Origin of the sequence: Micromonospora sp. MA102 (assembly GCF_025460765.1) — a bacterium.
Classification (GTDB): domain Bacteria; phylum Actinomycetota; class Actinomycetes; order Mycobacteriales; family Micromonosporaceae; genus Micromonospora; species Micromonospora halotolerans.
Genome location: NZ_JAMWEG010000003.1, coordinates 262,703 through 289,333, shown reverse-complemented (window position 1 = coordinate 289,333; position 26,631 = coordinate 262,703). Strand labels below are relative to the sequence as shown.

The window sequence follows — 26,631 nt, the reverse complement described above, 5'->3', positions numbered from 1 at the left end:
CGCCCGCGCGACGGTCCGGGATAGCGTGCCGGCATGACGCGTTGGGGAATCCTGGCCACCGGAAACATCGCCGCCCGCTTCGCCGGGGACCTGCGGCTGGCCCCCGGGGCCGAGCTGGTGGCGGTCGGCTCGCGGACCCGGGAGAGCGCCGAGCTGTTCGCCCGGCGGCACGACATCCCCCGGGCGTACGCCTCCTGGACGGAACTGGCCGCGGACCCGGACGTTGACGTCGTCTACGTCGCCACGCCGCACGCCGCACACCACGAGGCGGCCCTCACCTGCCTGGCCGGCGGCAAGGCCGTGCTGGTGGAGAAGCCCTGCACGCTCGACCTGGCCACCACCACGGAGCTGGTCGAGACGGCCCGCGCCCGCGGCCTCTTCCTCATGGAGGCCATGTGGATGCGGACCAACCCGCTGATCCTCCGGGTGCTGGAGCTGATCGCGGACGGCGCGATCGGCGAGGTGACCCACATCCGGGCGGACTTCGGCGCGGCCGGCCCGTTCCCGCCGGAGCACCGGATGCGGGCCCGCACGCTGGGTGGCGGCGCCCTGCTCGACCTGGGCGTCTACCCGCTGAGCCTGGCCCACCTGGTGCTCGGCGTGCCGCAGCAGGTGCAGGCCTGGGCCAAGCTGAGCCCGGAGAAGGTGGACGAGAACACCGGCATCGTCCTGGGCTGGGACTCGGGGGCGGTGGCCACGCTGAGCTGCGGGATGGTCGGGGCCACGGCGATCACCGCCGCGATCACCGGCACGACCGGGCGGATCGACCTGCCGGAGCCGTTCTACCGGCCCGGCGCCGCGGTGCTGCACCGGCTCGGCGCCGAGCCGGAGACCATCCCCGCCGACCTGACGGGCGGCGGCTACCAGCACGAGGCGATCGAGGTGCAGCGCTGCCTGGCGGCCGGGCTGATCGAGAGCCCGCTGGTGCCGCACGCCGCCACCCTGGAGGTGATGGGCCTGCTGGACCACATCAAGGACCGGATCGGCGTCTCCTACGCGTGAGGGGTCCCCCGCGACGGCGGGGGACCCCTCAGGCGTCAGGCGCTCAGAACAGCGGGCGGACCAGCAGGTACGCCAGGCAGGCGATGGCCGCGGAGGCCGGGAACGTGATGATCCAGGCGATCACGATGTTGCCGGCCACGTTCCAGCGGACCGCGGAGAGCCGCTTGGTCGCGCCCACACCCATGATCGCCGAGGTGATCGTGTGGGTGGTGGAGATGGGGGCCTTCAGCACCAGGGCGTTGAAGTAGAGCACGGCGCTGGCCACGGTCTCGGCCGCGAAGCCCTCCGGCGGGCCCAGGTCGATGATCTTCCGGCCCAGGGTCCGGATGATCCGCCAGCCGCCCGCGTAGGTGCCGGCCGCCAGCATGGCGGCCGAGGTCCAGAACACCCACTGCGGGATGTGCGTCTTGTTGTCCTGGTAGCCGCCCGTGTAGAGGGCCAGCACGATGATGCCCATGGTCTTCGCGGCGTCCTGCATGCCGTGGCCGACCGACATGGCGGCGGCCGAGGCGGTCTGCGCCCAGCGGAAGCCCCGGTTGAGCTTGCCGGGCTGCCCCTTCCGGAACAGCCACAGGATGGCCAGCATCACCAGGAAGCCGAGCACGAGGCCGACCACCGGGGAGAGCACCATCGGGATGAGGACCTTCTCGACGATGTTGCCCCACTGCACGACGCCGTCGGCGGCGAACAGGGTGGCGCCGACCAGGCCACCGAAGAGGGCGTGCGAGGAGGACGACGGCAGGCCGAAGTACCAGGTGATCAGGTTCCAGGCGATCGCGCCGAGCACGCCGGCGAAGACCACTCCCAGGCTGGCCACCCCGGGCGGCAGGGTGACCAGGCCGTCGCCGACCGTCTTGGCCACCCCGGCCCCGAAGTGCGCGCCGACGAAGTTGCCGACGGCGGCCAGCGCGAGGGCGATCCGGGGGGTCAGCGCCCGGGTGGACACGCTGGTGGCGATCGCGTTCGCCGCGTCATGGAAGCCGTTCGTGTAGTCGAACGCCATGGCGACCACGATCACCGCCAACACGGCGATGAGTTCGGGGGTCACGGGATCAGGACTCCTTGACCGCGATGGTCTCGACGGTGTTGGCGACGTGCTCGAAGGCGTCGCAGGCGGCCTCCAGCTCGTCGGCCACCTCCTTCATCTTCAGCACCGTGAGCGCGTCGTACTCGCCGCTGAAGAGGCGGACCAGCAGCATCCGGTACGCCTGGTCACCGTCGTTCTCGAGCCGGTTGCACTCGATCCAGTAGTCCTCAAGATCCTTCATCGACTTGAGCCGGGGCATCGCCTCGGCGGTCAGCTTGGCCTGCTGGTCGAGGACGTTCACCAGCTCGTGCATCTCGCGGGGCAGCGACGGCAGCTTGGTCAGGCCGTAGAGGTAGAGCAGGTTGCCGACCGCCTCCAGGTGGTCCATCACGTCGTCGAGCAGCGAGCCCAGACGGTAGATGTCCTCCCGGTCGAATGGGGTGATGAAGGTGGAGTTGATCTTCTTGTAGAGCTCGTGGGTGATCTGGTCGCTGTCGTGCTCGACCTCGGTGAGCCGCTCGCTCACCGACTGGACCTCAACATCCGGCAGGCCCAGCTCGTTGAGCAGCTCGGTCCCCTTCACCAGGTTCTGCGCGGCCCTGGTGAAGAGCTCGTAGAAGGCGCCCTCGGTGGGACGGAAGGAAAACTTCACAGCACGGACCTCGTCGTGTCGGTGGAAGGGTGGCCGTCGCCCCGGAAGGCGTCTGCTCTGCGCATGCTAGGTACCCCGTGGAACCGGGCAACGCCCGGCCCACCCCTGGTCAGGCCCGATTCACCGCTCGTTCACCTTCCGTTCACCTTCACCCGTCCCGCCCTCGCTCCGCAGCCGGTCCCGCTCCCGCGCGAGGTCGAAATCGGCAGGCGGATACCCGAGATCCAACCCGTCGAACGTCTCCTTGAGCAGGTGCGCCACCGCCCAGTCGCGGTACCACTTCCGGTCCGCCGGCACCACGAACCAGGGCGCGTCGTCCGGGCCGCAGCGCTCGATCGCCTCGGCGTACGCGGCCTGGTAATCGTCCCAACGGGCCCGGGTGTTCAGATCGCTGGGGTTGTACTTCCAGTACTTCGTCGGGTCCGTGAGGCGCTCCATCAACCGCTCACCCTGCTCGCCGTGCGAGATGTGCAGCATGACCTTGACCACGGTCACCCCGCTGCCGGCCAGCTCCCGCTCGAAGTCGTTGATCAGGTCGTAGCGGCCCCGCCAGGTGGCCTCGTCGACCAGGCGCTCGACCCGGGCGATCAGCACGTCCTCGTAGTGCGAGCGGTTGAAGACGCCCACGTAGCCGGGCGGCGGGAGGGCCCGGCGGACCCGCCAGAGGAAGTCGTGCCGCCGCTCCTCCTCAGTCGGCGGGCCGAAGGAGCGGATGTGCAGCCCGAGCGGGTTCATGGCCCCGGCCACCCGTTTGACCGTGCCGTCCTTGCCACCGCAGTCCATGGCCTGGAGCACCAGCAGCACCCGGCGCGGGCGGTCGCCGGCCAGGTGGGCGCCGGCCTGGGTGGGTGCGCTGGTCGCGCTGTCCGGGCCGGCGGCGCCCTTCGCGGCCGCGTACAGCATCTCCTGCTGCCGGCCGAGCTCCGCGCCGAGCAGCTCGACCTGCCCGCGCGCCCACTCCTTGCGCCGCTTGCCGTGCCCCGCCGCCGCGGGCAGCCCCGGTGTCGACCGGGGATCCACCGCCGCCAGGTCCACCGCGCCCGGGCCGGCCCGGAGCAGCTCCCGCATCGACCCGCCCTCGGGTCGCACCACGTCGTCCACACCGCTCATCCCACGATCCTCACCCACCCCGCCCGCCCCCGCCTCCCGAGCGATGTCACGGCGGGGCGGCGGGGCATCCGGAGGTACGGGGAGAATGGAGCCCCGGGCGGGAGGAGTGCGACGTGCACGAGCGGGCGGCGGAGTTCGAGGCGGAACGCGGGCACCTGCTGGCGGTCGCGCAGCGGATGCTGGGCAGCCGGAGCGAGGCCGAGGACGCGGTCCAGGAGACCTGGCTGCGCTACTCGGGCGCGCTCGGCGACCCGGCCGCCCGGGAACAGATCCGTGACCTGCGCGGCTGGCTCACCACCACCTGCTCGCGGATCTGCCTCGACGTGCTCCGGTCCGCCCGGGTGCGCCGCGAGGCGTACCCCGGTCAGTGGCTGCCGGAGCCGGTGGTGAGCGCGGCGCCGGCCGCGGACGGGTTCGCCCCCGACCCGGCCGAGCGGGCGGTCCGGGCCGACCAGCTCGGCACCGCCCTGCTCGTGGTGCTGGAACGGCTGACCCCCGAGCAGCGGGTGGCGTTCGTGCTGCACGACGTCTTCGCCGTGCCGTTCGCCACGGTCGCCGAGGTGCTCGGCACCACCCCGGCGGCGGCCCGGCAGCTCGCCTCGCGCGGCCGCCGCGCGGTCACCGCGCCGGACGTCCCCCGGCACACGGCCGACCTGGCCGAGCAGCACAAGGTGCTCGCCGCGTTCGTGGCGGCGGTCGAGTCCGGCGAGCTGGACCGGCTGGTCGAGGTGCTCGCCCCGGACGTGGTGGTGATCGGCGACAGCGGCGGCCACTTCCCGGCCGCCCGCCGGCCGGTGGTCGGCGCCGAGCTGGCGGGCCGGTTCATCCTCGGCCTCTTCGGTCAGGCCGCCCGCTGGGGCGGCCCGCTGCACGCCCGTCCCGTCCTGGTCGACGGCACGCTGGGCTGGCAGGCGGAGACGGCGTTCCGGGACGGGCGGCCGCTGCGGATGATCACCTCGTTCGCCGTGCACGAGGGGCGGATCACCGGCGTATTCAACCAGCTCAACCCCGAAAAGGTCGCCCACCTGGACGGTGTGGGCGCCGACGAGGACTGGCCGCCGCGCTACTGACGCCGGCTCAGACCACCAGGGCCAGCCACTTCCGGTAGGAGGTGGCGAACGGCTCGGTGCCGTCGTCGAGCGCGCCGAGCAGCCAGCGGGCCGCGGCCTCCGCCTCGGCCACCACGTCGTCGGGGTAACCCCAGCGGGCCCGGTGCTCGGCGAACTCGTCCTCGTCGCGCAGCTCGACCAGGCCGGTCTCCCGCCGGCGCACCACATCCAGGTCGAGATCGACCAGGTGGACCGTCTCCTCGCCCTCCCAGCGGGCCGGGGTGGCGATGTCGCAGTAGACCTCGCTGGTGCGCGGGGGCGGGTTGAACATGCCGGTCCACCAGCCCTGCCGGGGCACCAGCAGGACGAACGGGATCTGCTCCACGGAGGGCCGGCCGTGGTAGACCGACTCGGTGCCGGCCGGGACGCCGAGCCAGACGCCGAGGTCGTCCTCGGCGAGGCGGCGGGCCGGGTAGTCGCGGTGTGCGCTGCCGTCGTACTTGCGGTAGATCACGCGGACCACGTCGCTCGGCATGACTGGCACCCTAACCGATTCCGGCCACGCGACGCGATCGGCGGGTAACCGGACGCGACCTGCCGGCCACGCCACGCGGCGGAGCGACAGGTCCCCTGTCGGCGGAGGCGGGTACGGTCGCACGGTGACCGCGCCCCGCACCGCCACCGGCCCCGTCCCGAAGAAGCGCCGGGGCGGCCGGCCCGGCGGCGGCGAGCTGCTGGCGGCCGCGGTCGGCGCGGTCCCCGGCGGCGCGGCCCGCCCCGGCCAGCAGCAGATGACCGAGGCGATCGAGCGGAGCATCGCCTCCGGCGAACACCTGCTCGTGCAGGCCGGCACGGGCACCGGCAAGTCGCTGGCCTACCTGGCCCCGGCGCTGACGGTGGACGGCCCGGTGGTGGTCTCCACCGCCACCCTGGCCCTGCAGTCCCAACTGGTCGACCACGACCTGCCCCGGCTGGCCGACGCGGTCGAGCCGGTGCTCGGCCGGCGTCCCACCTTCGCCGTGCTCAAGGGGCGGCACCACTACCTCTGCCTGGCCCGGCTGGACAGCTCGGTCGAGGAGGAGCCCGAGGACACCCTCTTCGACGCGCCGCGCCCCGCCGGCGGCACGAAGTGGCTCGGCGAGGCGGGCCGGCTCGGCAAGCAGATGCAGCGGCTGCGCGACTGGGCCGAGAAGACCGCCACCGGCGACCGGGACGAGCTGGACCCGGGCGTGGACGACCAGGTGTGGCGGAGCATCTCGATGCCGGCCCGGGAGTGCGTGGGCGCCACCCGCTGCCCGTTCGGCCAGGAGTGCTTCGCGGAGGCGTCCCGGGCCCGCGCCCGCGAGGCCGACATCGTGGTGACCAACCACAGCCTGCTCGCCGTCGACATGCTCGCCGGCCGGCACATCGTGCCGCCGCACAAGCTGCTCGTGGTCGACGAGGCGCACGAGCTGGCCGACCGGGTCTCCTCGGCGGCGCAGGCCGAGCTGGAACCCCAGCTCATCGACCGGTCCGCCCGCCGGGCCCGGCCGCTGCTCCGCCCCGAGGTGGCCGAACGCCTCACCGAGGCCGGCGACGCGCTCGCCGTGGGGCTGGCCGAGGCGCCGGCCGGGCGGCTCACCGCCGGCCTGCCGCCCGCGCTGCGCGAGGCGTGCACCCTGCTCGACGCCGCCACCCGGGCCGCGCTGGAGGCGATCGGCGACGTCAAGGCCGACGACCCGGACCCGGTGCGCAAGCAGCAGGCCAAGGCCGTGCTGGACGAGCTGTCGAAGACCGCGCAGCGGCTGCTGGAGGAGGCCGACCACGACGTGGCCTGGGTGGAGAAGCCGGACAACGGCAGCCGCCGGGCGCTGGTGGTCGCGCCGCTCTCGGTCGCCGGCACCCTCGCCACCCACCTCTACGACGAACGCACCGTGGTCGCCACCTCGGCCACGCTGGCGCTGGGCGGCCGGTTCGACACGGTGGCCCGGGCGCTGGGGCTGGACGCGCCGCCGCCCGCCCCGCCGTCCCCGGCCGCCGCCGCGCTGGCCACGGCGGCCGCCGCCGGCCGCGCCGGCACCACACCCCCGGTGGCGAGCACCGACGGCAGCCGGGCGGCGATCGGCACCGTCCCGGCCACCGAGGGCCCCGGCTGGACGTCGCTCGACGTCGGCTCGCCCTTCGACTACGCCCGGCAGGGCATCCTGTACGTCGCCGCGCACCTGCCCCGGCCCAGCGTCTCCGGGCTGCCCGAGGCGGCCGGCGAGGAGCTGCTGGCGCTGGTCGGCGCGCTCGGTGGGCGTACCCTCGGGCTCTTCTCCTCCCGGCGGGCCGCCCAGCAGGCGGCGGAGCTGCTGCGGGCGCGCACCGACCTGCCGGTGCTGCTCCAGGGCGAGGAGTCGCTGCCGCTGCTGGTCCGCCGGTTCCGCGAGGAGCGGGAGAGCTGCCTGTTCGGCGTGATGTCGCTGTGGCAGGGGGTGGACGTGCCGGGCGACTCCTGCCAGCTCGTGGTGATCGACCGGCTGCCCTTCCCCCGCCCCGACGAGCCGCTCGCGGCGGCCCGGGCGGCGGCCGTGGACGCCGGCGGCGGCTCCGGTTTCGCGGCGGTGAGCGTGCCGATCGCGGCCGTCCGGCTGGCCCAGGGGGTCGGGCGGCTGATCCGGGCCACCGGCGACCGCGGCGTGGTGGCGGTGCTCGACTCCCGGCTGGAGACCGCCCGGGGCTACGGCCCGTTCCTGCGCCGCTCGCTGCCCCCGTTCTGGTACACCACCCGCCCCGACGTGGCCCGGGGCGCGCTGGAACGGCTCGGAAAGAGCTGACGCCCGCGCCTCCCCCGGGCGGGGGCGACGCGGGCGTCCAGGGCTCGGCCGATCAGGGCGCCTGGGAGGCCACCACCACGGCGTCGGGCGGGGTGTCCGGCACGGTACGCGCGGCCAGCCGGCGGACCGCGGTGTTGAGCACGGCGATCAGCGGCACCGCGACCAGCGCGCCCGCGATGCCGGCCAGCACCACCCCGGCGGCGATGCCGATGATCACGGCGAGCGGGTGGATGGCCACCGCCCGGCCCATGATCAACGGCTGGAGCACGTGCCCCTCGACCTGCTGCACACCGATCACCACGCCCAGGATGATCAGCGCGGTCACCGGGCCGCTGTCGACCAGCGCCACCAGCACGGCCACCACGCCGGACAGGAAGGCGCCGACGATCGGGATGAACGCGCCCAGGAAGACCAGCGCGGCCAGCGGGAACGCGAACGGGATGTCGAAGATGACCAGGAAGATGCCGATGCCCACGGCGTCGATGAAGGCGACCAGCACGGTGGCCCGCACGTAGGCGCCGAGCGTCGACCAGGAGGCCCGGCCCGCGTCGTCCACCTTCCAACGGGCGTTCACCGGCAGCAGCCGGACCAGGAACCGCCAGATCTTGCTGCCGTCCCGGAGGAAGAAGAAGGTCGCGAAGAGCACCAGGACCGTGCCGGTGAGCACCTCGGCCAGGGTCGCCGCGGTGTTGAGCGCCCCGCTGGTGAACCTCTCCGTGTTGTCGTTGATCCAGCTCTGCGCCTCGTCGATGTAGCGGTTGAGCTGGCTGTCGGAGAGGTGCAACGGGCCGGTCTTGAGCCAGTTCTGGATCTGCCGGACGCCCTCGGACGACTTCTCGCTCAGCTCCGGTACGCCCTGGATGAACTCGTTCACCACCAGGGTCAGCGTGCCGATAACCGCGGCCAGGCCGCCGACCAGCACCACGCCGGTGGCCAGCGAGCGGGGCAGGCGGGCCCGGAGCAGCCAGCCGACCGCCGGGGCGAGCAGCGCGGAGAGCAGCAGCGCGACCGCCAGCGGGATGATCACGATGCGGATCGTGCCGACGATCTTGAGCAGCGACCAGGTGACGATGCCGACGACGATGAGCCGCCAGCACCAGGCCGCGGCGATCCGCAGCGCGTGCGGCACCTCCACGTCGTCCTGGCTGCTCGTCGAGCCGTGCACGGGGGCCGAGGGCTCCGCGCCCACCACGGTCGCCGACGGAGGCGCCGCCGGGCCCGGCGAGGAGGGCGAGGCGAGGCGCGACTCGTCCGCCGACCGGTCCGGATCCGCCCGCCGGGCCCGCGCCGACTCGCGGCCGGACTCGTACGCGCGGCGGAGCCGTCCGCGCATCCGCTCGAAGCGGCTCAAGCGCACCTCCCGCAAACTGGTCCGCCCACGACACAGGGGGGACAGGATACGTCCGTCCGCCCCACCCTAGGGCGACACCGCCACACATTGCCCCCCTGCCGCACCGCCCAACCACACCGGGATCGACCGGCGGGCACGCGGTAGCGTCTTCGCGTGACCGCCGACCAGAGCCTCGACGCCGGCCTGCCGATCCGCCTGCTGCACGACCGCGTGCTGGTGCGCACCGAGAACGGCGAGGGGGAACGCCGTTCCACCGCCGGCATCGTCATCCCGGCCACCGCAGCCGTCGGCAAGCGGCTGGCCTGGGCCACCGCCGTGGGCGTCGGCCCGCACGTCCGCTCCATCGTCTCCGGGGACCGGGTGCTCTTCGACCCCGACGACCGCTCCGAGGTCGAGCTGCACGGCCGGGCGTACGTCCTGCTCCGCGAGCGCGACGTGCACGCCGTGGCGGCCGAGCGGGTGGAGAAGGAGCCGACCGGCTCGACCGGCCTCTACCTGTAGGCGCGGCCCCGCTGTTTGCACCGCCGCCCGGCGGGAAGCCCCAGGCACGACCGCGCCCTGGGGAGGGACCATGCCGGTAGTCGTGAAGAAGATTCTTGCCTGGGGATTCCTCGCGTTCCTGATCTACTTCATGGCCTTCCGGCCGGACGGCGCGGCCCAGCTGTTCAAGGGGATCGGGGTGGCCCTGATGGCCATCGCGCAGGGCCTCGGCGACTTCCTCACCGGCCTGATGACCTGACCCGACCCGCTCCGGCCGGGAGTCAGGCCGGGGGCCAGGGGGCCGACGAGCGGTGACCGTGCCAGCCGGACGGCCCGTAACCCGGCGGGAAGGCCGGCGGCGGCGGGGCCAGCACCACCGGGATCGGCACCACCGGCTCGTCCGGGGCCTCGACCGGACGCCGCGAACCGTCCGGGAAACGCAGGTGGTAGCGCTGCCCGTCCCAGACCCCGACCGGCGCCTGCGGGTCCCGGCCCACGAAGAACGCCCGGTACGCCCCGATCGCGTCCAGCAGCTCCCGCTCCTCCCGTGCCGTCCGGTCCCGCTCGGCGGGCTTGCGGTCCAGGCCCCGGCGCATCCCGTCGCGCAGCAGGGCCAGCCGGGTGGCGGCGAACTGGTAGCCGCGCATCGCCCTCACCCCACCGTCGCCGGCCACCCGCCGGGCCCAGGTCCGGGCCGCGTGCCGCCGCCCCAGGCTCCCGAGCGCGGCCACCTCCGGTGGGCTGAGCCAGCCGGCCCGGACGTAGTCCGGCAGGGTCCGCTCGGTGAGCCGCCCCTCCCAGGCACGCAGCCACACGGCCAGCCCGACCATGCCGAAGAAGATCGGCACCATCACGCCGATGTAGCCGTAGAGGGCGATCAGCGGCTGCCCGGTGGCGGCGGCCAGCGAGGGCAGCAGGTTCCAGGTGCCGTGCAGCATCATGGCCAGCAGCAGGCCGGCGATCGGGGCGAGGAAGCGCACCCGCCGGTCGGCGGTCCGCGCGGCGACGCCCAGCCCCACACCGGTCATCGAGGTGAACAGCGGGTGGGCGAAGCCGAAGAGCAGGATCCGCACGATGAAGATGGCGATCACCTGGCGCGCGCCGGTCGCCGGGCCGTACTCCTCGACGCCCGTGCGGTAGCCGTAGCCGCCCAGGTAGAGGATGTTCTCCACCATGGCGAAGCCGACCGCGGAGAGCCCGCAGTAGACCAGGCCGTCGGTGATCCCGGAGAACTCCCGGCGCCGGAAGATCAGCAGCAGCAGCGGGCCGGCCGCCTTCGTCAGCTCCTCGATGAACGGGGCGACCAGCACGGCGGTCAGCGCCGAGGGCAGCCCCCAGCGGTCGAACAGCCGGGCACCGGTCTCGTTGACCAGCAGCGAGATGGCGGTGGAGACGAACGCGCCCCAGGCGAAGCAGAAGATCAGATATTTCAGCGGCTCCGGCTCGTACCGGTCGAGCCAGAGGAAGCAGGAGACCAGCACCGGCACCGGCAGGATCGCCGCGATGACGCCGACCAGCAGCGCCTGCGCGCCGAGGCTCTCGCCCAGCGTGAAGACCATGAAGACCGCGCCGGCCGCGATCAGCAGCACCACCCCGGCCAGCGCCAGGAACCGCCGCCAGCCGAGCCGGCGCAGCGGCATCCGGGGAGCCGGCGTGCCGGGCGGAACGGCGGGCGCGGTCGGCGGCGGCGGCAGGGCTCCGCCGGGCGGGGTGACGGCCATGCGGTCAGCGTAGTCACCCGCGACCCACTGGTCCGGTCGCATCGCGACCGCTATGCTCCCGGACAGGTCACGAGTGCCAGCGTCAAGCCCCGGCTTGCTGGCCGGCAACCCTCGTCGAGTTCGCGGTGGGGTGCCCCGGGTGATGACCGGGCCCAGCCCGATCCGCGTGCTGGGCAAGCGCGGACCCCGTCCCGGTGCCCACCCACCCGGGGTCCCCCTGGACCCGGGAGGCTCCGGCATGACCGTCACCCTCGTACCCTCGCTGCCCACGCTCGTCACCCCGAGCCGGCCGGACCCGCTCGGCGTGCTCGGCGTACCGGGGGAGATCAACCTGGACTACGCGGCCAGCGCGCCGTGCGCGCGCGCCGCGTCCGACGCGGTGGCCGAGCTGCTGCCCTGGTACGCGAGCGTGCACCGCGGCGCCGGCGCGCTGTCGCGGCGCTGCACGCTGGCCTACGAGCGGGCCCGGCAGACGGTCGGCGACTTCCTCGGCGCCCGCCCCGACGACCACGTGATCTTCACCCGGAACACCACCGACGCGCTGAACCTCCTGGCCCGGGCGCTGCCCGCCGGCACCACGGTGGTCACCTTCGCCGGCGAACACCACGCGAACCTGCTGCCCTGGCCGCGCGGCTCGGTCCGGCTCCCGGTGCCGGACGGCCCGGGCGGCGCGGTCCGCTCCCTCGACGCCGCCCTGAGCGAACTGTCCCGCGACGCCCGGCCCGGCCTGCCCGTGCTGGTCGCGGTCACCGGCGCCAGCAACGTGACCGGGGAGCGCTGGCCGATCGCCGACCTGGCCCGGGTGGCCCACCGGCACGGCGCCCGGATCCTCGTGGACGCCGCGCAGCTCGCGCCGCACGCCCCCGTGGACCTCGCCGTGCTGGACGTCGACTACCTGGCGCTCTCCGGCCACAAGCTGTACGCCCCATTCGGCGCCGGCGTGCTGGTCGGCCGGGCGGACTGGCTGGACGCGGCCCCGCCGTACCTGGCCGGCGGCGGGGCTACCAGCCACGTCGGGGCGGCCACCCACGAGGTGCGGTGGGCCACCGGCCCGGCCCGGCACGAGGCGGGCACCCCGAACCTGCTCGGCGCGGTGGCCCTGGCGGCCGTCTGCGAAGCGCTGGCCGGCGCCGACCGGGACGCGCTGCACGCCCGTGAGCAGGCGCTGGTGGCCCGGCTCCGGACGGGCATCGCGGCCCTGCCGCACGTGGTGGAGCTGCGCACCTTCGGCCCGGACACGCCGCGGGTGGGCATCGTCAGCTTCGTGGTCGCCGGCCGGGACTCCGCCGAGGTGGCCGCCCACCTGGCCACCGCGCACCGCATCGGCGTCCGGGACGGCCTGTTCTGCGCCCACCCGCTCGCCCGCCGCCTGCTCACCGAGGCGGCGACCCGCAGCGGCCGCCGGGACCTACCCTCAACCGCCCTCCGCGCCAGCCTCGGCCTCGGCACCACAAGATCCGACGTGGACGCCCTCCTGGCAGCCCTGGCCACCCTGTCCTGACCACCCGCCCCCGACCACCCGCCCCCGGCCCCCTCTCCCGGAGGCGCCCGCCCTCCCCGCTGCCCGCCCGACCCGCGCTCTCCCCGCGCTCTCCCCGGTGATCATGAAGTTAGCGCCAGGGAAGGCGCTTTCCAGTGCCGCTAACTTCATGATCAACGGGGCGAGGCGGGGGAAGTGGGGCGGGCGGCCGGGTGGGGTCGGGTCAGCCGACCGGGGGTGCGGTGGGGGGTTTGGGGGCGGGTTCCTGCTCGGTGGTTTCGCCGGAGCGCTGCTCCCGGTCGCCGAACGACTGGCGGACCAGGCGGTTGGCGTCCTCCTGGTCGATGCCGGAGGCCACCAGGAGGTCGCTCGCCGTGGTCCGCACCTGGGCGACCACCACGCTGCCGGAGAATCCCACCCCCTCGGCGTACGCCCGGCCGGCCTCGCTGACCGCGCGCAGCGACCGCTCCCGGGCCTTCTCCGGCTCCTCGCCGACGGCGAACTCGTGCCGCAGCAGGCGGACCGACTCGGCCAGGTGGGCGATCGAGTCGGGCATCGGCTCCGGGATCGGCTCCTCGTCCTCGATCATGGTGACCGAGCGGCGGATGAGGGTGCCGCTGTTCCGCATGGCCCGGTCGATCGGTTCCGCCGCCTCGGCGTAGTGGGTCAGTTCGTCCCGCCGGTGCCAGCGGGCCGGTGAGATGGTGATGGTCTCCTTGGCGCCCTCGATCGCCTCGGAGAGCGCGGCCAGTTCCTCCTTGTTCTCCCGAAGCCGGAACAGCGCCTGCTGGGCCGTGCCCCGGTCCCGGCTGCGCAGCGCGTCCGCGCAGATGTCGAGCTGCCCGGCGAGCAGGTCCAGCGCCGGGCGGGCCGCCCGGTTGATCACCCGTAGCGGGTTGAGCGGCAGCAGGATCGCGGTGACCAGCAGCGCGATGCCGCCGCCGAGGAACGCGTCGACGAAGCGGGGGATCTCCAGGTTCTGGGTGGACGGGCTGAGCGTCACGATCAGCACGGCGGTGGCCGCCGCCTGGATCACGATGGCCACACTCGCCCCGGCGAACACGGTCAGCAGGATCGCCGCGGTGACCACCAGGCCGAGCTGCCAGGCGCCGGTACCCAGGAAGTAGATCAGCAGGTCGCCGACGCCGACCCCGACCGCCACCCCGACGATCAGCTCGATGGTGCGGCGGAACCGCTGGCCGACCGAGGCGGCCAGGGTGCCCACCGCCGAGATCGGTGCGAACACCGGCTGCGGATTGTTCAGCAGCCGGTGGGAGATCAGGTAGGCCAGCCCGGCCGCGAGGCCCGCCTGGACCGCCAGGCCGGCCGCCGTGCGCACCCGGTGCAGCCGGTCGTGCAGTGTGGCCCTGCCCCGGTGCCGGAGCTGCTCCACGGCCTCGGAGATCCGCGCGCCGTCGACGTCGACCAGGCCCTCACGCAACGGGGTACGCCGGAGGAACTGCGGTCGACGGTCCCGGGCCACGGCCATGGCCGGTACTACCCGTCCCGTCTGCGCTGAATCCTCGGCGCCGGCCGGGGTGGGGCAGACTGCACGGCGTGGACGAGCTGATCGACCGGTGGCGGGACGCGACCCGGGCGGCGGGGGCGACCGATCCGGCCGGTGTCGAGCGGGCCGTGGCTCGGCTGCTGGCGGGCTGGCGGGAACCCCACCGGCACTACCACACGGTGACCCACCTGCGGGCCGTGCTCGACGTGGTCGACGCGTACGCCGGGTCGGCCCGTCGCCCGGACCTGGTCCGGCTCGCGGCGTGGTGCCACGACGCGGTCTACGACCCGCGGGCCGGCGGCGACGCCAACGAGCGGGCCAGCGCCGAGCTGGCCGGGGAGCTCCTCACCGCCGCCGGGCTGCCCACGGACGCGGTGACCGGGGTACGCCGGCTGGTGCTGCTCACCGCCGGCCACGCGGTCGGGCCGGACGACCCGGACGGGACCCTGCTCTGCGACGCCGACCTGGCGGTCCTGGCCGCCCCGCCCGCCGACTACGACCGCTACGCCGCCGCGGTCCGCCGGGAGTACGCCCACGTCCCCGACCCGGACTTCCGCGCCGGCCGGGCCGCCGTGCTGACCGGTCTGCTGGCCCTCCCGGCGCTCTACCGGCTTCCCGAGCCGCACACCCGCTGGGAGCCCCGCGCCCGCGCCAACCTCACGAGGGAACTGGCGACCCTGCGCTGATCCCGGGGCTCCGCGGCGCCCCCGGCGAGCCCGCGCTGGCCCCGGGGCCCCGTGGGGCCACCGGAGCGCCGGGCGCGGGGACCGCACGGGGCTTGGGGCGGCGCAGGTCGGCGGCGCGGAGGAGGCGGACGATCTCGCGGGACGGGACGAGCCGGGCGCCCAGCCAGACGGCCATCGGGACGCGTTCGGCCGGGAGGTCGTAGTGGTCCCGGTCGAAGCCGCGCCGGGGCAGGCCCAGCGCCTCGGCGAAGGCGTGCAGCTCGGCGTACGAGACATCGCTGACCAGGTGCGACCAGAGCCGCCCCCGCCAGGGCACCGCGGGCGGGTCCAGGTAGAGCATGACGACCAACGGTACGCCGGTTGGTCATCCCCGCCGGCACGACCTAGCCTTCCCGGCATGGCCGCCCATCCGCTCCTCGACGACCTGCGAACCGCTCTCGGTGACGCCGCCGTGCTGACCGACCCCGACCTGCTGGCGACCCACGCGCGGGACGAGGCCGACCTGTGCGAGGCGGGCACCCCGCTGGTGGTGGTCCGCCCGCGCGACACGGCGGAAGTCGTGGCGGTGGTCCGTGCGGCGGCCCGGCGCGGCGTACCCGTGGTGCCGCAGGGGGCGCGGACCGGGCTGGCCGGCGCGGCGAACGCGGTGGACGGCGCGGTGGTGCTGAGCACCGTGGCCATGGACCGGATCCGGGAGGTCGACCCGGTCAGCCGGATCGCCGTGGTGCAGCCCGGCGTGGTCAACGCGACGCTGGCCGGGGCGGTCCGCCAGCACGGCCTCTGGTATCCGCCCGACCCCGGCTCCTGGGAGTCGTCCACCATCGGCGGCAACGTGGCCACCAACGCCGGGGGCATGTGCTGCGTGAAGTACGGCGTGACCACCGAGTACGTGCTCGGCCTGGAGGTGGTGCTCGCCTCCGGCGAGGTGCTGCGCACCGGCCGGCGCACCGCCAAGGGCGTCGCCGGCTACGACCTGACCCGGCTGTTCGTCGGCTCGGAGGGCACCCTCGGCGTGATCACCGAGGTGACCGTGGCGCTACGGCCGGCGCCCGAGGAGTCGCTGACTCTGGTGGCGGTCTTCCCCACCACGGCGGCGGCCGGCACGGCCGTGGCGGGGATCGCCGCCCGCGGGCTCACCCCGAGCCTGCTGGAGCTGCTGGACCGCACCCACCTGCGGGCCATCGAGGCGTACCGGCCGATGGGCCTGCGGACCGATGCGCAGGCGCTGCTGCTGGCGGCCGTGGACACCGGCTCCCGGGCGGCCGACGACCTGGCCCGGCTCGCCGAGGTGTGCACGGCGGCCGGGGCCGACGAGGTCTACGCCGCCACCGACGCGGCCGAGGCGGCCGCCCTGCTCCAGGCCCGGCGGCTGGCCCACCCGGCCATGGAGAAATTCGCCGCGGACGCCTTCCCCGGCGGCAACGGCGGCCTGGTCATCGACGACGTGGCGGTGCCGCGGGGCGCGCTGGCGGCCCTACTGGACGGGGTGGCCCGGATCGCCGAGGAGTGCGCCGTGCCGATCGGCGTGGTGGGGCACGCCGGCGACGGCAACATGCACCCCAACATCGTGGTCGACCGGGCCGACCCGGCGAGCCTGGCGCGCGGGCGGCGGGCCTTCGACGAGATCATGCGGCTCGGGCTGGAGCTGGGCGGCACCTGCACTGGCGAGCACGGCGTCGGCCTGCTCAAGCGGGACTGGCTGGCCCGGGAGATCGGCCCGGTGGGCGTGCGGGTGCACCAGGCGATCAGGGCCGCGCTGGACCCGGCGGGGCTGTTCAACCCCGGCAAGGTGTGCTGAGGCTCAGCCCTTGTCCTCGGCCGGGGTGGCCTGGGTGATCAGCAGCAGGACCTGGTAGGCCACCGGGGGCTTCGGCTCGCCCGGGCAGTCCTGGATGGTGATGGTGAGCCCCGGCGGGATCAGCAGCGTCGAGGTCAGCGCGTCGATGCAGCCCTGCTTGTAGTGCCGTGCCTCGTCGGTCTCCTGCGCCAGGGCCGGGTCGGCGAGCATCCGCTGCAACCGCTGCGTCTGCTCGGGAGTGAGCGCCCCGGTCGAGTCGACCCCGTCGCCCGCGCAGTCGCGGCACTGCCACCGCCCGGACGGCTCCACGTCCAGGGTGCGCGGCGGCCCGCCCGGCCCGACCTGCTGCACCAGGGAGACCCGCCGACCGTCCGGCGTCGGCGAAGGGTGGCCCGCCTCGCCCGGTGTGGTGGCACCCTCGGCACGACCGAACAGCGAGCAGCCGGACAGGACGACCGCCAGGAGGACGCCGACGGACAAAGCGCGGACGCGCGACCAGGATGGGCGAACCACGCGGGGAAACCTACACTTCCGTAGGTAAGGCCGGAACCCTCCGGACCGACGTTACCGGCGGGTCACCGCGACGGCAGTTCGACGCTGTCGCCGTCGCCGCCCCGGTCCGCCGCGAAGCCGCGCACGTCCGGCGCGCCCAGCCGGGCCGCGTCGGCCGCCACGTCGTCCGCCATCAGCTGCGACTGCCGCTCGGCCTCCACCCGGGCCCGGTAGTGGGCCACCTCACGGGCGCGGGTCTCCTCGTCCCAGCCGAGCACCGCGCCCATCAGCTCCGCGGCGTGCTCCGCCGACTCCAGGCCGCGGTGGCTGGTCTCGATGGAGATCCGGGTACGCCGGGTCAGCACGTCCTCCAGGTGCAGCGCACCCTCGGCGCGGGCCGCGTACGTCACCTCGGCAGCCAGGTATTCCGGTGCGCCGGCCAGCGGGGAGCCGAGCAGCGGATCGGCGTCGACCAGGGCGAGCAGGTCGAGGGTGAGGGTGCCGTAGCGCTCCAGCAGGTGCTCGACCACCCCGACCGGCACCCCGTGCCGGCGGGCCAGGTCGGCCCGGTCCCGCCACATGGCCGCGTACCCGTCGGCCCCCAGCAGCGGCAGGTCGGCCGTGCGCGACGGCCGGGTCCAGCCCAGCCGGTGCACCGCCCGGTCGACCACGTCGGAGGCCATCACCCGGTACGTCGTGTACTTGCCGCCGGCCACCAGCAGCAGCCCGAGCATCGGCTCGATGACCGCGTGCTCCCGGGAGAGCTTGGAGGTGGAGTCGGCCTCGCCGGCCAGTAGCGGGCGCAGCCCGGCGTAGACGCCCTCGATGTCGGCGGTGGTGAGCGGGCGGTCCAGCACCGCGTTGACCTGCTCCAGCAGGTAGTCGATGTCCTTGGCGGTGGCCGCCGGGTGGGACCGGTCCAGCCGCCAGTCGGTGTCGGTGGTGCCGATGATCCAGTGGCCGCCCCACGGGATGACGAAAAGCACGCTGGTGGCGGTGCGCAGGATCAGGCCGGCCTCGCCGGTGATCGCCGAGCGGGGCACCACCAGGTGCACGCCCTTGGAGGCCCGGACGCGGAAGCCGGGGCGCAGCCCCACGTCGTTGAGCATCCGCGACATGTCGTCGCTCCACACGCCGGTCGCGGCGATCACCGTGCGGGCGTGCACCTCGAACTCGGCGTCCGGCGAGCTGGCGGGCGCCTCCAGGTCGCGGACCCGGACCCCGGTGACCTCCCGGGCCTGCCGGATGAGGCCGACCGCCCGGGCGCTGGTCACCACGGTCGCGCCGAGGCTCGCCGCGGTGCGGGCCAGGGTCACCACCAGGCGGGCGTCGTCGACCTGGCCGTCGTAGTAGCGGATCGCGCCGGCCAACCTGTCGGGCCGCAGGCTCGGGAAGATGCGGTGGGCGCCCTCCCGGGTCAGGTGCCGGTGCAGCGGCATGCCCCGCCCGCCGCCGAACAGCCCGGCGAAGATGTCGTAGGCGGCCACGCCGGCCCCGTAGTAGGAGCGGCGGAAGAACCGGCGGGGCAGGTCGCGCACCCCGCCCTCGGCGGGGAGCGGGACCAGGATCGGCACCGGGCGCACCAGGTGCGGGGCCAGCCGGGTGGCGAGCAGCCCGCGCTCGGTCAGCGCCTCGTGCACCAGGTGGAACTCCAGCTGCTCCAGGTAGCGCAGGCCGCCGTGGATCAGCTTGCTGGACCGGCTGGAGGTGCCGGCGGCATGGTCGCGCGCCTCCACCAGGGCCACCTTCAGGCCGCGCGACGCGGCGTCGAGCGCGGCGCCCGCACCGGTCACGCCACCACCGATGACCAGCACGTCGAACCGCTCTCCGCGGAGTCGGCGCAGGTCATCGGCGCGGCGCTCGACGGAGAGCTGACCGGCCGCGGATCGGGACACATTAGGGTCGCGCACCTGTCCACGGTAACCGGCGCCGCACTCCGGCGGCAGGCACCCGTCGGGCCGTACGGTGAGGGCCATGCAGGCCGGCCCACCCACCGCTCCCGTCCCTCCGTTTCCACCCCCGCGCCCGGAGACCGGGCCGTGGCCGGTGGTCGCCGCGGCGGCGACCGGCGTCTGGGCCGTGCTGGTCACGCTGCCCGGCCAGCTCGCCGGCTGGGTGGTCGACCAGCTGGTGCTGGTCTCCGGCGTGGACCGCGCGGTGGCCGTCTGGCCGGTGGTCGCGCTGGTCACCGTGCTGCTGGTGGGCGCGCCCACGCTGGCGCTCGCGCTGCTCCCCCGCTCACCCGCGGTTCGGGCTACCGGCCGGGCCTGGCTGGCCGGCACGCTCGTGCTCGGCGCGCTGACGCTGCTCCGCGCGCTGCCGCCGGTGCACCACGAGGCGTACCTGGCCGCGCTGGCCGCGGCCGCGGCGCTGCTCGCCCTGGCCCTCGCCCGGCTCGCCCGCCGCCGTCCGTCCGCCCCGCCGGTGCCCGCTCCGCCGGCCTCGCTCGGCGCGCCGGCCGGGCCCGAGGACGGCGCGGCGGGGACGGGCGGCCGGGCGGGACGGTTCGGACCGGTGACGCTGCTGGCGGTGGCCGCCGGGCTGGCGTCGCTTCTGCCGTGGGCCTGGGTGGGCGCGCTGGGTGGCGCGCTGGAGACCCTGCTCGCCGGGCTGGCCGCCGCCGCGCTCGGCGCGCTCGCCGGTGTGCTCCTCGGCCCCGCGTTCTGGGCCGCGTTCACGGTCGGCACGCCACCCCGGCCGGCCCGGCTGGTGCTCGTCGGCGGGCTGGTCGCCGGGGTGACCCTGGCGCTGCTGGCCGCGGGGGCCGGCCAGTCCGGCGCGCACCTGCCGGGGCTGCTCCTGCTGCCCCCGCTCGGCTTCGTGCTGGGCGCGCTGGAGGCGGCGGCCCGGCACGCGGGCCGGCCGGCCGGGCCCCGGCCGGTGCGCTGGCTGGTCGGCCTCGCGCTGCTCGGCCCGCTGGCGTTCACCGACCCGGAGGAGATCACCGTCCTGCTGGCGACCACCCGCGACGTCCCCTTCTGGGTCGCGGTCGCGACCGGCGTCGCGTTCGCCGTCGCGGTCCTGCTCGCCGTCGGGTACGGCGTGCTGCTCGCCCGGCCCCGCGCCCGCGCGCCCCGGCGCGGCGTGGCCGGGCTGACCGCCGGAGCCCTGCTCGCCGCCCTCGTCGTGGTGTACGCCGTCCCCGGCCAGCCCGGCCTGCACGGCGAACGCCTGCTCGTGGTGCTCCGCGAGCAGGCCGACCTGACCGGCATCCCCGCCGGGGCGCCCGGTCGGGCCGGCCGGGACGCCCGGGCGGCCGAGGTCTACCGGCGGTTGGTGGCCACGGCCGGACGCAGCCAGGGCGACCTGCGCCGCGAGCTGGACCGGCTGCACCTGCACCCGACGCCGTACTACCTGGTCAACGCCATCGAGACGGACGGCGGGCCGGACGTCCGGGCCTGGCTCGCCGGTCGACCGGAGGTGGCCCGGGTGCTGGTCAGCCAGCGGCTGCGCCCGTTGCCCGCGGCGGCGCCCCCGACCCGGGGCGACGTGCCGGCGCCGACCGGCCCCACCTGGAACGTCTCGCTGATCGGCGCGGACCGGGTCTGGTCGGAGCTGGGCGTGACCGGCGCCGGCGTGGTGGTGGGCAGCTCGGACTCCGGTGTGGACGGCCGGCACCCGGCGCTGGCCGCCGGTTTCCGGGGCGGCGACGACTCCTGGTACGACCCCTGGGAGCACCGCCCGGCGCCGGCCGACCGGGGCGGCCACGGCACGCACACGGTGGGCAGCGCGGTGGGCCGGAACGGGATCGGGGTGGCCCCCGGCGCGAGCTGGGTCGGCTGCGTCAACCTCGACCGCAACCTGGGCAGCCCGGCGCGCTACCTGGACTGCCTCCAGTTCATGCTGGCGCCGTTCCCGCCGGGCGGGAACCCGCTCACCGACGGGCGGCCGCACCGGGCCCCGGACGTGCTGACCAACTCGTGGGGCTGCCCGCCGGTAGAGGGCTGCGACCCGGGGGCGCTGCGCCCGGCGACCGCCGCGCTGGCCGCGGCCGGCATCCTGGTGGTGGCCGCCGCCGGCAACAGCGGCCCGTACTGCGGCTCGATAGCCGACCCGCCGGCGCCGTACGCGGACGTGCTCACGGTCGGTGCGGTCGACCGGGCCCGCCGGCTCACCGAGTTCTCCAGCCGGGGGCCGGCGGTCGGGGGCGCCGCCAAGCCGGACCTGGTGGCGCCGGGCGCAGGGGTGCCGTCGGCGTTCCCCGGGGGCGGTTACGCCACCCTGGACGGCACCTCGATGGCGACCCCGCAGGTGGCCGGCGTGGTGGCGCTCATGTGGTCGGCCAACCCGGCGCTGGTCGGCGACCTGGACCGCACCCGGCGCATCCTGACCGAGACGGCCACGCCGGCCGGGGCGCCCGCCGACGCGCCCTGCGGCGGCACCCGGAACCTGGTCGGCGCGGGCCTGGTCGACGCGTACGCGGCGGTCCGCGCCGCGCGGGCCACCGACCTCGGTTAACAACCCTGTCCATTGGCCGGCGGATGACCTAGGGTCGCGTCCATGGACGTGGAGATCATCGAGCTGGGGCCCGACCGCCTGGCCGAGGTCGTCGACCTCTGCCGGCACGCCCTGGACCTGCCGGAGGACGCCGCCGAGGCGCCGGAGATCGTGGCCACCCTCGCCGACCGCGCGGCGGCCGACCGTCCGGTGCTGCGGCTCGGCGCGGTCCGCGACGGCACGCTGGTCGGGGTGCTGGTCGGCTCGCTGTCCGCGCGGGATCCGCGGGTCGGTCACGTCGACCTCGTGGCGGTGGCGCCGGAGGAGCGCCGCCAGGGGATCGGCGGGTCGTTGCTGGCGGAGGCGGAGGCCCGGCTCGGCGGGCTCGGCGCGGCCGAGCTGCTGCTGGCCGGGAACCCGCCGCACTACGCCTGGCCCGGCATCGACGTGCGCTACACGCCGGCGGTCTGCGCCGCGCTGCGGCTCGGTTACCGGCAGGACCGGACCGCCTGGAACATGACGGCCGACCTGGGCGAGGGCTCGGCGGCGCTGCGCTCCACCGAGGCCGCCGAGCAACGGCTGGCCGGGCGGGGCGTGACGGTACGCCGGGCCGAGCCGGCCGACCTGCCGGCGCTGGCCGAGTTCGCCGTCAGCACCTTCGGCGGCGCCTGGGACGGCGAGCTGGCCGGCTCGGTCGGCCGGCCGGACGCGGGCGCGCACCTGGCCGAGCGGGACGGTGAGATCCTCGGCTTCGCCGCCTACGGGTCGTCGCGGCCGAGCTGGTTCGGGCCGATGGGTACCGCCCCGGCGGCCGAGGGCTCGGGGATCGGCGGGGTGCTGCTCCGCCGCTGCCTGCGCGACCAGGCGGCAGCCGGGATCGAGGCGGCGCAGATCGGCTGGGTGGGCCCGGTGCCGTTCTACTCGGGGGCGGCGGGCGCGCGGATCGAGCGGGTGTTCTTCCTGTACCGGAAGGCACTGAACGGACAGAAGTAACTAAAGTTACATAGACGGCAATAACGCCGTTCGTCCTCCCCGGTCATCGACCGGCCCCTACGGTCGGGGATTAGAGGAGGCGGGCATGACCACGGACGACGAACGGACCGATGACCAGCCGGCGAGCTGGCGACCGGTCGGCGAGCTTCCCGGCCAGCTGCCGTTCGACCGGCTCGACTTCGGCGACGCCGAGCAGCTCGCGGAGATGACCGGGGCCGACGGACCCTCCGGCGAGGAACCACTGCAACCGGTGGACGAACCGATCCGGCTCACACCGCCCTACGACCGGGCGCACAAGCGACGCAACCAACGACCACTGCCGACCTGAGACATACGAAAGGGGGCGGACCGCTGACGCGGCCCGCCCCCTTTCGGCGAGCTGGGTGGAGCTGGACTCAGAAGTCCATCTCCCCGCCACCCGGGCCAGCCGGGGCGGCCGGGGTCTTCTCCGGCTTGTCCGCCACGACGGCCTCGGTGGTGAGGAACAGCGCGGCGATCGAGGCGGCGTTCTGCAGGGCGGAACGCGTCACCTTGGCCGGGTCGATGATGCCCGCGGCCAGCAGGTCCACGTACTCGCCGGTCGCGGCGTTGAGGCCGTGACCCGGGTCGAGGTTGCGGACCCGCTCGACGACGACGCCACCCTCGAGGCCGGCGTTGACGGCGATCTGCCGCAGCGGGGCGTCCAGCGCGATCTTGACGATCTGCGCGCCGGTCGCCTCGTCGCCGGCCAGGTCCAGCTTGTCGAAGGCGGTCTTGCCGGCCTGCACCAGCGCGACGCCACCACCCGGGACGATGCCCTCCTCGACGGCGGCCTTCGCGTTGCGGACGGCGTCCTCGATGCGGTGCTTGCGCTCCTTCAGCTCGACCTCGGTGGCCGCGCCGACCTTGATCACCGCAACACCGCCGGCCAGCTTGGCCAGGCGCTCCTGCAGCTTCTCGCGGTCGTAGTCGGAGTCGCTCTTCTCGATCTCGGCCCGGATCTGGTTGACCCGGCCCTGGATCTGGTCGGCGTCGCCGGCACCGTCGACGATGGTGGTCTCGTCCTTGGTCACCACGACCTTGCGGGCGCGGCCCAGCATGTCGAGGCTGACGGCGTCGAGCTTGAGGCCGACCTCCTCGCTGATGACCTGACCACCGGTGAGGATGGCGATGTCGGCCAGCATGGCCTTGCGACGGTCACCGAAGCCCGGCGCCTTGACGGCGACCGACTTGAAGGTGCCGCGGACCTTGTTGACCACCAGGGTCGCCAGGGCCTCGCCCTCGATGTCCTCGGAGATGATCAGCAGCGGCTTGCCCGACTGCATGACCTTCTCCAGGATCGGGAGCAGGTCCTTCACCGACGAGATCTTGCTGTTGACGATCAGGAGGTACGGGTCGTCGAAGACGGCCTCCATACGCTCCGGGTCGGTCATGAAGTAGGCGGAGATGTAGCCCTTGTCGAAGCGCATGCCCTCGGTGAGCTCGAGCTCGAGGCCGAAGGTGTTGCTCTCCTCGACGGTGATGACGCCTTCCTTGCCCACCTTGTCCATCGCCTCGGCGATGATCTCACCGACGCTGGGGTCAGCGGCGGAGATGGAGGCGGTGGAGGCGATCTGCTCCTTGGTCTCCACGTCCTTGGCGAGCTTCAATAGCTCCTCCGAGACGTTGGCCACGGCGGCCTCGATGCCCCGCTTCAGGGCCATCGGGTTGGCGCCGGCGGCCACGTTGCGCAGACCCTCACGGACCAGGGCCTGGGCCAGGACGGTCGCCGTCGTCGTGCCGTCACCGGCCACGTCGTCGGTCTTCTTCGCGACCTCCTTGACCAGCTCGGCGCCGATCTTCTCGTAGGGGTCCTCGAGCTCGATCTCCTTGGCGATGCTCACACCATCGTTGGTGATGGTGGGGGCACCCCACTTCTTCTCGAGCACGACGTTGCGGCCCTTGGGGCCGAGCGTCACCTTCACGGCGTCGGCGAGCTGGTTCATGCCCCGCTCGAGGCCGCGGCGCGCCTCTTCGTCGAACGCGATCATCTTGGCCATACGGCGTTGTCCTCCTGGACACTCACGGGCCACCCGAGGGTTCCCGGATGGGCCGTCTGGTGTACGCACCTTGGGGACGTCGCCACCTGGCGACGACGACGTCTCCTCGGTCGGGCCGGACAGCCCGCGACGACCGGCCCCGTGCCGCTCCGGCGTCATTTCGACACCGGCACGGCCGTTGCCCTACCGCCCCGACCATTGGCACTCACCGTACGCGAGTGCCAATGACTTGTTTAGCACTCTCCCTAGCCGAGTGCAAGCACGCTGCCCCCGCTCAGCCGAGTTCCGCGGCCAGCCGGGCGGCGTTCACCGGGCCTTCGTGGGCCCGCTGTTCGGCGTACGTGGCGACCAGCCCGACGAGCTGCGCCAGGTAGGCCGGGGTCGCCAGCACCGCGCCCACCACGGCCAGCGCCACGGCGCCCACGGCGGTGCCCGGGGCGGCCAGCGGGTCCACCCCGAAGGCGAGCTGGTTGACCAGCCCGAGTACGCCGTCGACCACGGCGGCGGCGATCAGCGCGCACATGACCAGCGCCACCCGGCCCAGCACCATGCCGAACCGCTGGTGGAACATCCGCCAGGCCCGGCCGATGGGCTCCTGCCGCTCGAACAGGTAGATCGGCCCGAACAGGGCGAAAGCGAACGCCGCGTAGAGGCCGGGCAGCAGGCAGAAGCAGGCACCGACCGTGATCAGCAGCGAGGTCACGATGGTCCAGCCCCAGAGGCCGAGGGCGCGCCGCAGCCCGTAGCGGAGCGCCGCCCCGACCCCGACCGGCTCCCCGGCCGCCTGGCGGGCGACCACCCAGGTGCCGGCGGCCCAGCCGGCGCTCTGCAGCGGGCCGAAGATCAGGGCGGCCAGGAGCACCGCGCCGTAGAAGGCGAACACGTGCTCGAAGTAGCCGCTGGGCAGCGCCGGCGTGCCGTCCGCGCCGGTGACCGGCTGCTCGGTCGGCGCGAGGGCGAGCGAGATGACCGCGATCACCGTCGCCGGGACGGTCTGGGTGAGCAACATGATCGGCAGGAGCTGCCGCCAGCCGCGCCGCAGCGCACCACCGCACCGGCTGAACCAGCCGCCGACGCCCGCGTGCGGCGGGGTGACCAGCGGATCCTGCGGGTCGAGACCCGGATGCCAGCCATAGGGCTGGCCGGGCAGCGGGTAGCCGGGGTAGGCCGCGCCGGGCATCGGCGCCCCACCGGCCGGCCAGGCCCAGCCCTGCGGTGGCCCGGCCGGGTACGGCTCCCAGGGCTGACCGCCGGTCCCGGGCTGGCCGGGTGCGGCGAACGCACCGGGGCTGACCTGCGAGCCGGGCGGTGCGAACGGGCCGGGTTGCGCCGGCACCGGAGGGTCGGCCGGGGCAACCGGCCGGACGCGGTCCGTCGGGGTGGGCGACCCGGGCGCGGTGGGGTCGACCGCATGCCCCGGCGCGGCCGGCGACGTGAGCCGGGTCGGGTCGGCCGGGGCACCGGGCGATGCCGGGGGCACCGGCTCGGCGGAACCCGACGGGGACAGGTCGGACATGAACCCTCCTCAGCAGCGACGGCTGGAACGGCTCATGATCTTCCACGGCGCGGGCCTGCGCCGCAGCCCCCCTCGTCGGGGTGACGTGGCCGCCGATCGGGCGGCGGCCACGGAGGATCAGGCGATGACGCGGACCCGCTCGGCCTGCGGCCCCTTCTGGCCCTGGGCGATCTCGAACTCGACCCGCTGGCCGTCGTCCAACGCCTTGTAGCCGTCCATCTCGATCGCGGAGAAGTGGACGAAGACGTCCTGCCCGCCGTCGACGGCGATGAAGCCGTAGCCCTTTTCGGAGTTGAACCACTTCACGGTGCCCTGTGCCACGGTGCACTTCCTCACTCTGCGCGGCGTTCCACGAGCCCGGAAACCGGCGGACCGGCACCGGCGAGCCACCGGTTCGGCGATCGGCGACGGCCGCTGAATCGGGTGACCGAAATCGCACGCTACACGAGGCGTGACGACCGCGCACGACCACAAATCGGGCATATTCCGGGCACGGTTCGGGCCCCGGTCGGGC

The 26,631-nt window shown here is 74.7% G+C and carries 24 protein-coding genes and 1 riboswitch; of the genes, 11 read left to right on the top strand and 13 right to left on the bottom strand.

Going from position 1 to position 26,631, the window contains the following annotated elements:
- Positions 1-33 precede the first annotated feature (33 nt).
- The gene (locus NFX44_RS07900) at positions 34-1,002 is read left to right on the top strand and encodes a Gfo/Idh/MocA family protein (RefSeq protein WP_262282844.1); all 969 of its coding nucleotides are present in this window, start codon (positions 34-36) and stop codon (positions 1,000-1,002) included.
- Positions 1,003-1,045: 43 nt separating this feature from the next.
- Here the strand turns inward: NFX44_RS07900 and NFX44_RS07895 are convergent, their stop codons facing one another.
- From NFX44_RS07895 to NFX44_RS07885, 3 genes are all read right to left on the bottom strand, one after another.
- Positions 1,046-2,050 carry an inorganic phosphate transporter gene (locus NFX44_RS07895; protein ID WP_262282843.1) on the bottom strand — a complete coding sequence of 335 codons (1,005 nt, stop codon included), beginning with the start codon at positions 2,048-2,050 and terminating at the stop codon, positions 1,046-1,048.
- Positions 2,051-2,054: 4 nt separating this feature from the next.
- The gene (locus NFX44_RS07890; RefSeq protein WP_148431186.1) at positions 2,055-2,681 is read right to left on the bottom strand and encodes a DUF47 domain-containing protein; all 627 of its coding nucleotides are present in this window, start codon (positions 2,679-2,681) and stop codon (positions 2,055-2,057) included.
- Between the two features lie 120 nt (positions 2,682-2,801).
- Positions 2,802-3,791, bottom strand: a complete 990-nt coding sequence (locus NFX44_RS07885; protein ID WP_262282842.1) for a PPK2 family polyphosphate kinase — start codon at positions 3,789-3,791, stop codon at positions 2,802-2,804.
- 113 nt (positions 3,792-3,904) lie between these two features.
- Here NFX44_RS07885 and sigJ point away from each other — a divergent pair, with 113 nt between their 5' ends.
- Positions 3,905-4,861, top strand: coding sequence for an RNA polymerase sigma factor SigJ (sigJ, locus tag NFX44_RS07880; protein ID WP_262282841.1), 957 nt, complete (start codon positions 3,905-3,907; stop codon positions 4,859-4,861).
- 7 nt (positions 4,862-4,868) lie between these two features.
- On the opposite strand, the gene NFX44_RS07875 is transcribed toward sigJ, so the two are convergent.
- Positions 4,869-5,375: a DUF402 domain-containing protein gene (locus tag NFX44_RS07875; RefSeq protein ID WP_262282840.1), complete on the bottom strand. Its 507-nt coding sequence runs from the start codon at positions 5,373-5,375 to the stop codon at positions 4,869-4,871.
- A 124-nt stretch (positions 5,376-5,499) separates the two neighbouring features.
- Between NFX44_RS07875 and NFX44_RS07870 the strand changes: the two genes are divergently transcribed.
- Positions 5,500-7,638: an ATP-dependent DNA helicase gene (locus NFX44_RS07870; protein WP_262282839.1), complete on the top strand. Its 2,139-nt coding sequence runs from the start codon at positions 5,500-5,502 to the stop codon at positions 7,636-7,638.
- Positions 7,639-7,690: 52 nt separating this feature from the next.
- Here NFX44_RS07870 and NFX44_RS07865 read toward each other — a convergent pair whose 3' ends face one another.
- Positions 7,691-8,971, bottom strand: coding sequence for an AI-2E family transporter (locus tag NFX44_RS07865; RefSeq protein WP_315974583.1), 1,281 nt, complete (start codon positions 8,969-8,971; stop codon positions 7,691-7,693).
- A gap of 171 nt (positions 8,972-9,142) precedes the next feature.
- Between NFX44_RS07865 and NFX44_RS07860 the strand changes: the two genes are divergently transcribed.
- Together NFX44_RS07860 and NFX44_RS07855 are read left to right on the top strand one after the other, a co-directional pair.
- Positions 9,143-9,490 carry a co-chaperone GroES gene (locus NFX44_RS07860; protein WP_262282837.1) on the top strand — a complete coding sequence of 116 codons (348 nt, stop codon included), beginning with the start codon at positions 9,143-9,145 and terminating at the stop codon, positions 9,488-9,490.
- A gap of 70 nt (positions 9,491-9,560) precedes the next feature.
- A complete protein-coding gene (locus NFX44_RS07855; RefSeq protein WP_262282836.1) occupies positions 9,561-9,728 on the top strand; it encodes a hypothetical protein in 168 nt (55 codons plus the stop codon).
- A 22-nt stretch (positions 9,729-9,750) separates the two neighbouring features.
- On the opposite strand, the gene NFX44_RS07850 is transcribed toward NFX44_RS07855, so the two are convergent.
- Complete coding sequence (locus tag NFX44_RS07850) at positions 9,751-11,232, bottom strand: PrsW family intramembrane metalloprotease (RefSeq protein WP_262282835.1); 1,482 nt, start codon at positions 11,230-11,232, stop codon at positions 9,751-9,753.
- A gap of 23 nt (positions 11,233-11,255) precedes the next feature.
- Positions 11,256-11,376, top strand: a riboswitch (SAM riboswitch).
- Positions 11,377-11,428: 52 nt separating this feature from the next.
- On the opposite strand from NFX44_RS07850, the gene NFX44_RS07845 reads away from it, so the two are divergent.
- Positions 11,429-12,691 (top strand): aminotransferase class V-fold PLP-dependent enzyme, encoded by a 1,263-nt coding sequence (locus NFX44_RS07845; RefSeq protein ID WP_262282834.1) that lies wholly within the window; start codon positions 11,429-11,431, stop codon positions 12,689-12,691.
- 202 nt (positions 12,692-12,893) lie between these two features.
- Here NFX44_RS07845 and NFX44_RS07840 read toward each other — a convergent pair whose 3' ends face one another.
- Complete coding sequence (locus tag NFX44_RS07840; protein WP_262283166.1) at positions 12,894-14,153, bottom strand: aromatic acid exporter family protein; 1,260 nt, start codon at positions 14,151-14,153, stop codon at positions 12,894-12,896.
- 74 nt (positions 14,154-14,227) lie between these two features.
- Between NFX44_RS07840 and NFX44_RS07835 the strand changes: the two genes are divergently transcribed.
- A complete protein-coding gene (locus tag NFX44_RS07835; RefSeq protein WP_262282833.1) occupies positions 14,228-14,863 on the top strand; it encodes a metal-dependent phosphohydrolase in 636 nt (211 codons plus the stop codon).
- Here the strand turns inward: NFX44_RS07835 and NFX44_RS07830 are convergent.
- Positions 14,835-15,203 carry a DUF4031 domain-containing protein gene (locus tag NFX44_RS07830; RefSeq protein WP_262282832.1) on the bottom strand — a complete coding sequence of 123 codons (369 nt, stop codon included), beginning with the start codon at positions 15,201-15,203 and terminating at the stop codon, positions 14,835-14,837. The genes NFX44_RS07835 and NFX44_RS07830 overlap by 29 nt on opposite strands.
- Positions 15,204-15,260: 57 nt before the next feature.
- Between NFX44_RS07830 and NFX44_RS07825 the strand changes: the two genes are divergently transcribed.
- A complete protein-coding gene (locus NFX44_RS07825; RefSeq protein ID WP_262282831.1) occupies positions 15,261-16,661 on the top strand; it encodes an FAD-binding oxidoreductase in 1,401 nt (466 codons plus the stop codon).
- Positions 16,662-16,664: 3 nt separating this feature from the next.
- Here NFX44_RS07825 and NFX44_RS07820 read toward each other — a convergent pair whose 3' ends face one another.
- Both NFX44_RS07820 and NFX44_RS07815 read right to left on the bottom strand, forming a co-directional pair.
- On the bottom strand, positions 16,665-17,174 hold the full coding sequence (locus tag NFX44_RS07820) for a hypothetical protein (RefSeq protein WP_262282830.1): 510 nt from the start codon (positions 17,172-17,174) through the stop codon (positions 16,665-16,667).
- Between the two features lie 62 nt (positions 17,175-17,236).
- Entirely contained in the window at positions 17,237-19,048 is a 1,812-nt protein-coding gene (locus NFX44_RS07815) for a glycerol-3-phosphate dehydrogenase/oxidase (protein WP_262283165.1), read from the bottom strand.
- A 79-nt stretch (positions 19,049-19,127) separates the two neighbouring features.
- Between NFX44_RS07815 and NFX44_RS07810 the strand changes: the two genes are divergently transcribed.
- From NFX44_RS07810 to NFX44_RS07800, 3 genes are all read left to right on the top strand, one after another.
- Positions 19,128-21,611: a S8 family serine peptidase gene (locus NFX44_RS07810; RefSeq protein WP_262282829.1), complete on the top strand. Its 2,484-nt coding sequence runs from the start codon at positions 19,128-19,130 to the stop codon at positions 21,609-21,611.
- Between the two features lie 42 nt (positions 21,612-21,653).
- Positions 21,654-22,583: a GNAT family N-acetyltransferase gene (locus NFX44_RS07805; RefSeq protein ID WP_262282828.1), complete on the top strand. Its 930-nt coding sequence runs from the start codon at positions 21,654-21,656 to the stop codon at positions 22,581-22,583.
- An 85-nt stretch (positions 22,584-22,668) separates the two neighbouring features.
- A complete protein-coding gene (locus NFX44_RS07800; RefSeq protein WP_262282827.1) occupies positions 22,669-22,911 on the top strand; it encodes a hypothetical protein in 243 nt (80 codons plus the stop codon).
- A gap of 67 nt (positions 22,912-22,978) precedes the next feature.
- Here the strand turns inward: NFX44_RS07800 and groL are convergent, their stop codons facing one another.
- The 3 genes from groL to NFX44_RS07785 all read right to left on the bottom strand — a co-directional run bounded on the left by groL (position 22,979) and on the right by NFX44_RS07785 (position 26,438).
- Positions 22,979-24,601 carry a chaperonin GroEL gene (gene groL / locus NFX44_RS07795; protein WP_091317388.1) on the bottom strand — a complete coding sequence of 541 codons (1,623 nt, stop codon included), beginning with the start codon at positions 24,599-24,601 and terminating at the stop codon, positions 22,979-22,981.
- 274 nt (positions 24,602-24,875) lie between these two features.
- A complete protein-coding gene (locus tag NFX44_RS07790; protein WP_262282826.1) occupies positions 24,876-26,117 on the bottom strand; it encodes a hypothetical protein in 1,242 nt (413 codons plus the stop codon).
- Positions 26,118-26,234: 117 nt separating this feature from the next.
- A complete protein-coding gene (locus tag NFX44_RS07785) occupies positions 26,235-26,438 on the bottom strand; it encodes a cold-shock protein (RefSeq protein WP_067305333.1) in 204 nt (67 codons plus the stop codon).
- Positions 26,439-26,631 lie beyond the last annotated feature (193 nt).

Excerpts from the sequence above, each read along its gene's own strand:
- NFX44_RS07825 (WP_262282831.1), top strand. The coding sequence starts at position 15,261 with ATGGCCGCCCATCCGCTCCTCGACGACCTGCGAACCGCTCTCGGTGAC.
- NFX44_RS07865 (WP_315974583.1), bottom strand. The coding sequence starts at position 8,971 with ATGCGCGGACGGCTCCGCCGCGCGTACGAGTCCGGCCGCGAGTCGGCG.
- NFX44_RS07845 (WP_262282834.1), top strand. The coding sequence starts at position 11,429 with ATGACCGTCACCCTCGTACCCTCGCTGCCCACGCTCGTCACCCCGAGC.
- NFX44_RS07855 (WP_262282836.1), top strand. The coding sequence starts at position 9,561 with ATGCCGGTAGTCGTGAAGAAGATTCTTGCCTGGGGATTCCTCGCGTTC.
- NFX44_RS07790 (WP_262282826.1), bottom strand. The coding sequence starts at position 26,117 with ATGTCCGACCTGTCCCCGTCGGGTTCCGCCGAGCCGGTGCCCCCGGCA.
- NFX44_RS07850 (WP_262282835.1), bottom strand. The coding sequence starts at position 11,232 with ATGCGACCGGACCAGTGGGTCGCGGGTGACTACGCTGACCGCATGGCC.
- groL (WP_091317388.1), bottom strand. The coding sequence starts at position 24,601 with ATGGCCAAGATGATCGCGTTCGACGAAGAGGCGCGCCGCGGCCTCGAG.
- NFX44_RS07800 (WP_262282827.1), top strand. The coding sequence starts at position 22,669 with ATGACCACGGACGACGAACGGACCGATGACCAGCCGGCGAGCTGGCGA.
- NFX44_RS07810 (WP_262282829.1), top strand. The coding sequence starts at position 19,128 with ATGCAGGCCGGCCCACCCACCGCTCCCGTCCCTCCGTTTCCACCCCCG.
- NFX44_RS07875 (WP_262282840.1), bottom strand. The coding sequence starts at position 5,375 with ATGCCGAGCGACGTGGTCCGCGTGATCTACCGCAAGTACGACGGCAGC.
- NFX44_RS07900 (WP_262282844.1), top strand. The coding sequence starts at position 34 with ATGACGCGTTGGGGAATCCTGGCCACCGGAAACATCGCCGCCCGCTTC.
- NFX44_RS07805 (WP_262282828.1), top strand. The coding sequence starts at position 21,654 with ATGGACGTGGAGATCATCGAGCTGGGGCCCGACCGCCTGGCCGAGGTC.
- NFX44_RS07830 (WP_262282832.1), bottom strand. The coding sequence starts at position 15,203 with ATGCTCTACCTGGACCCGCCCGCGGTGCCCTGGCGGGGGCGGCTCTGG.
- NFX44_RS07885 (WP_262282842.1), bottom strand. The coding sequence starts at position 3,791 with ATGAGCGGTGTGGACGACGTGGTGCGACCCGAGGGCGGGTCGATGCGG.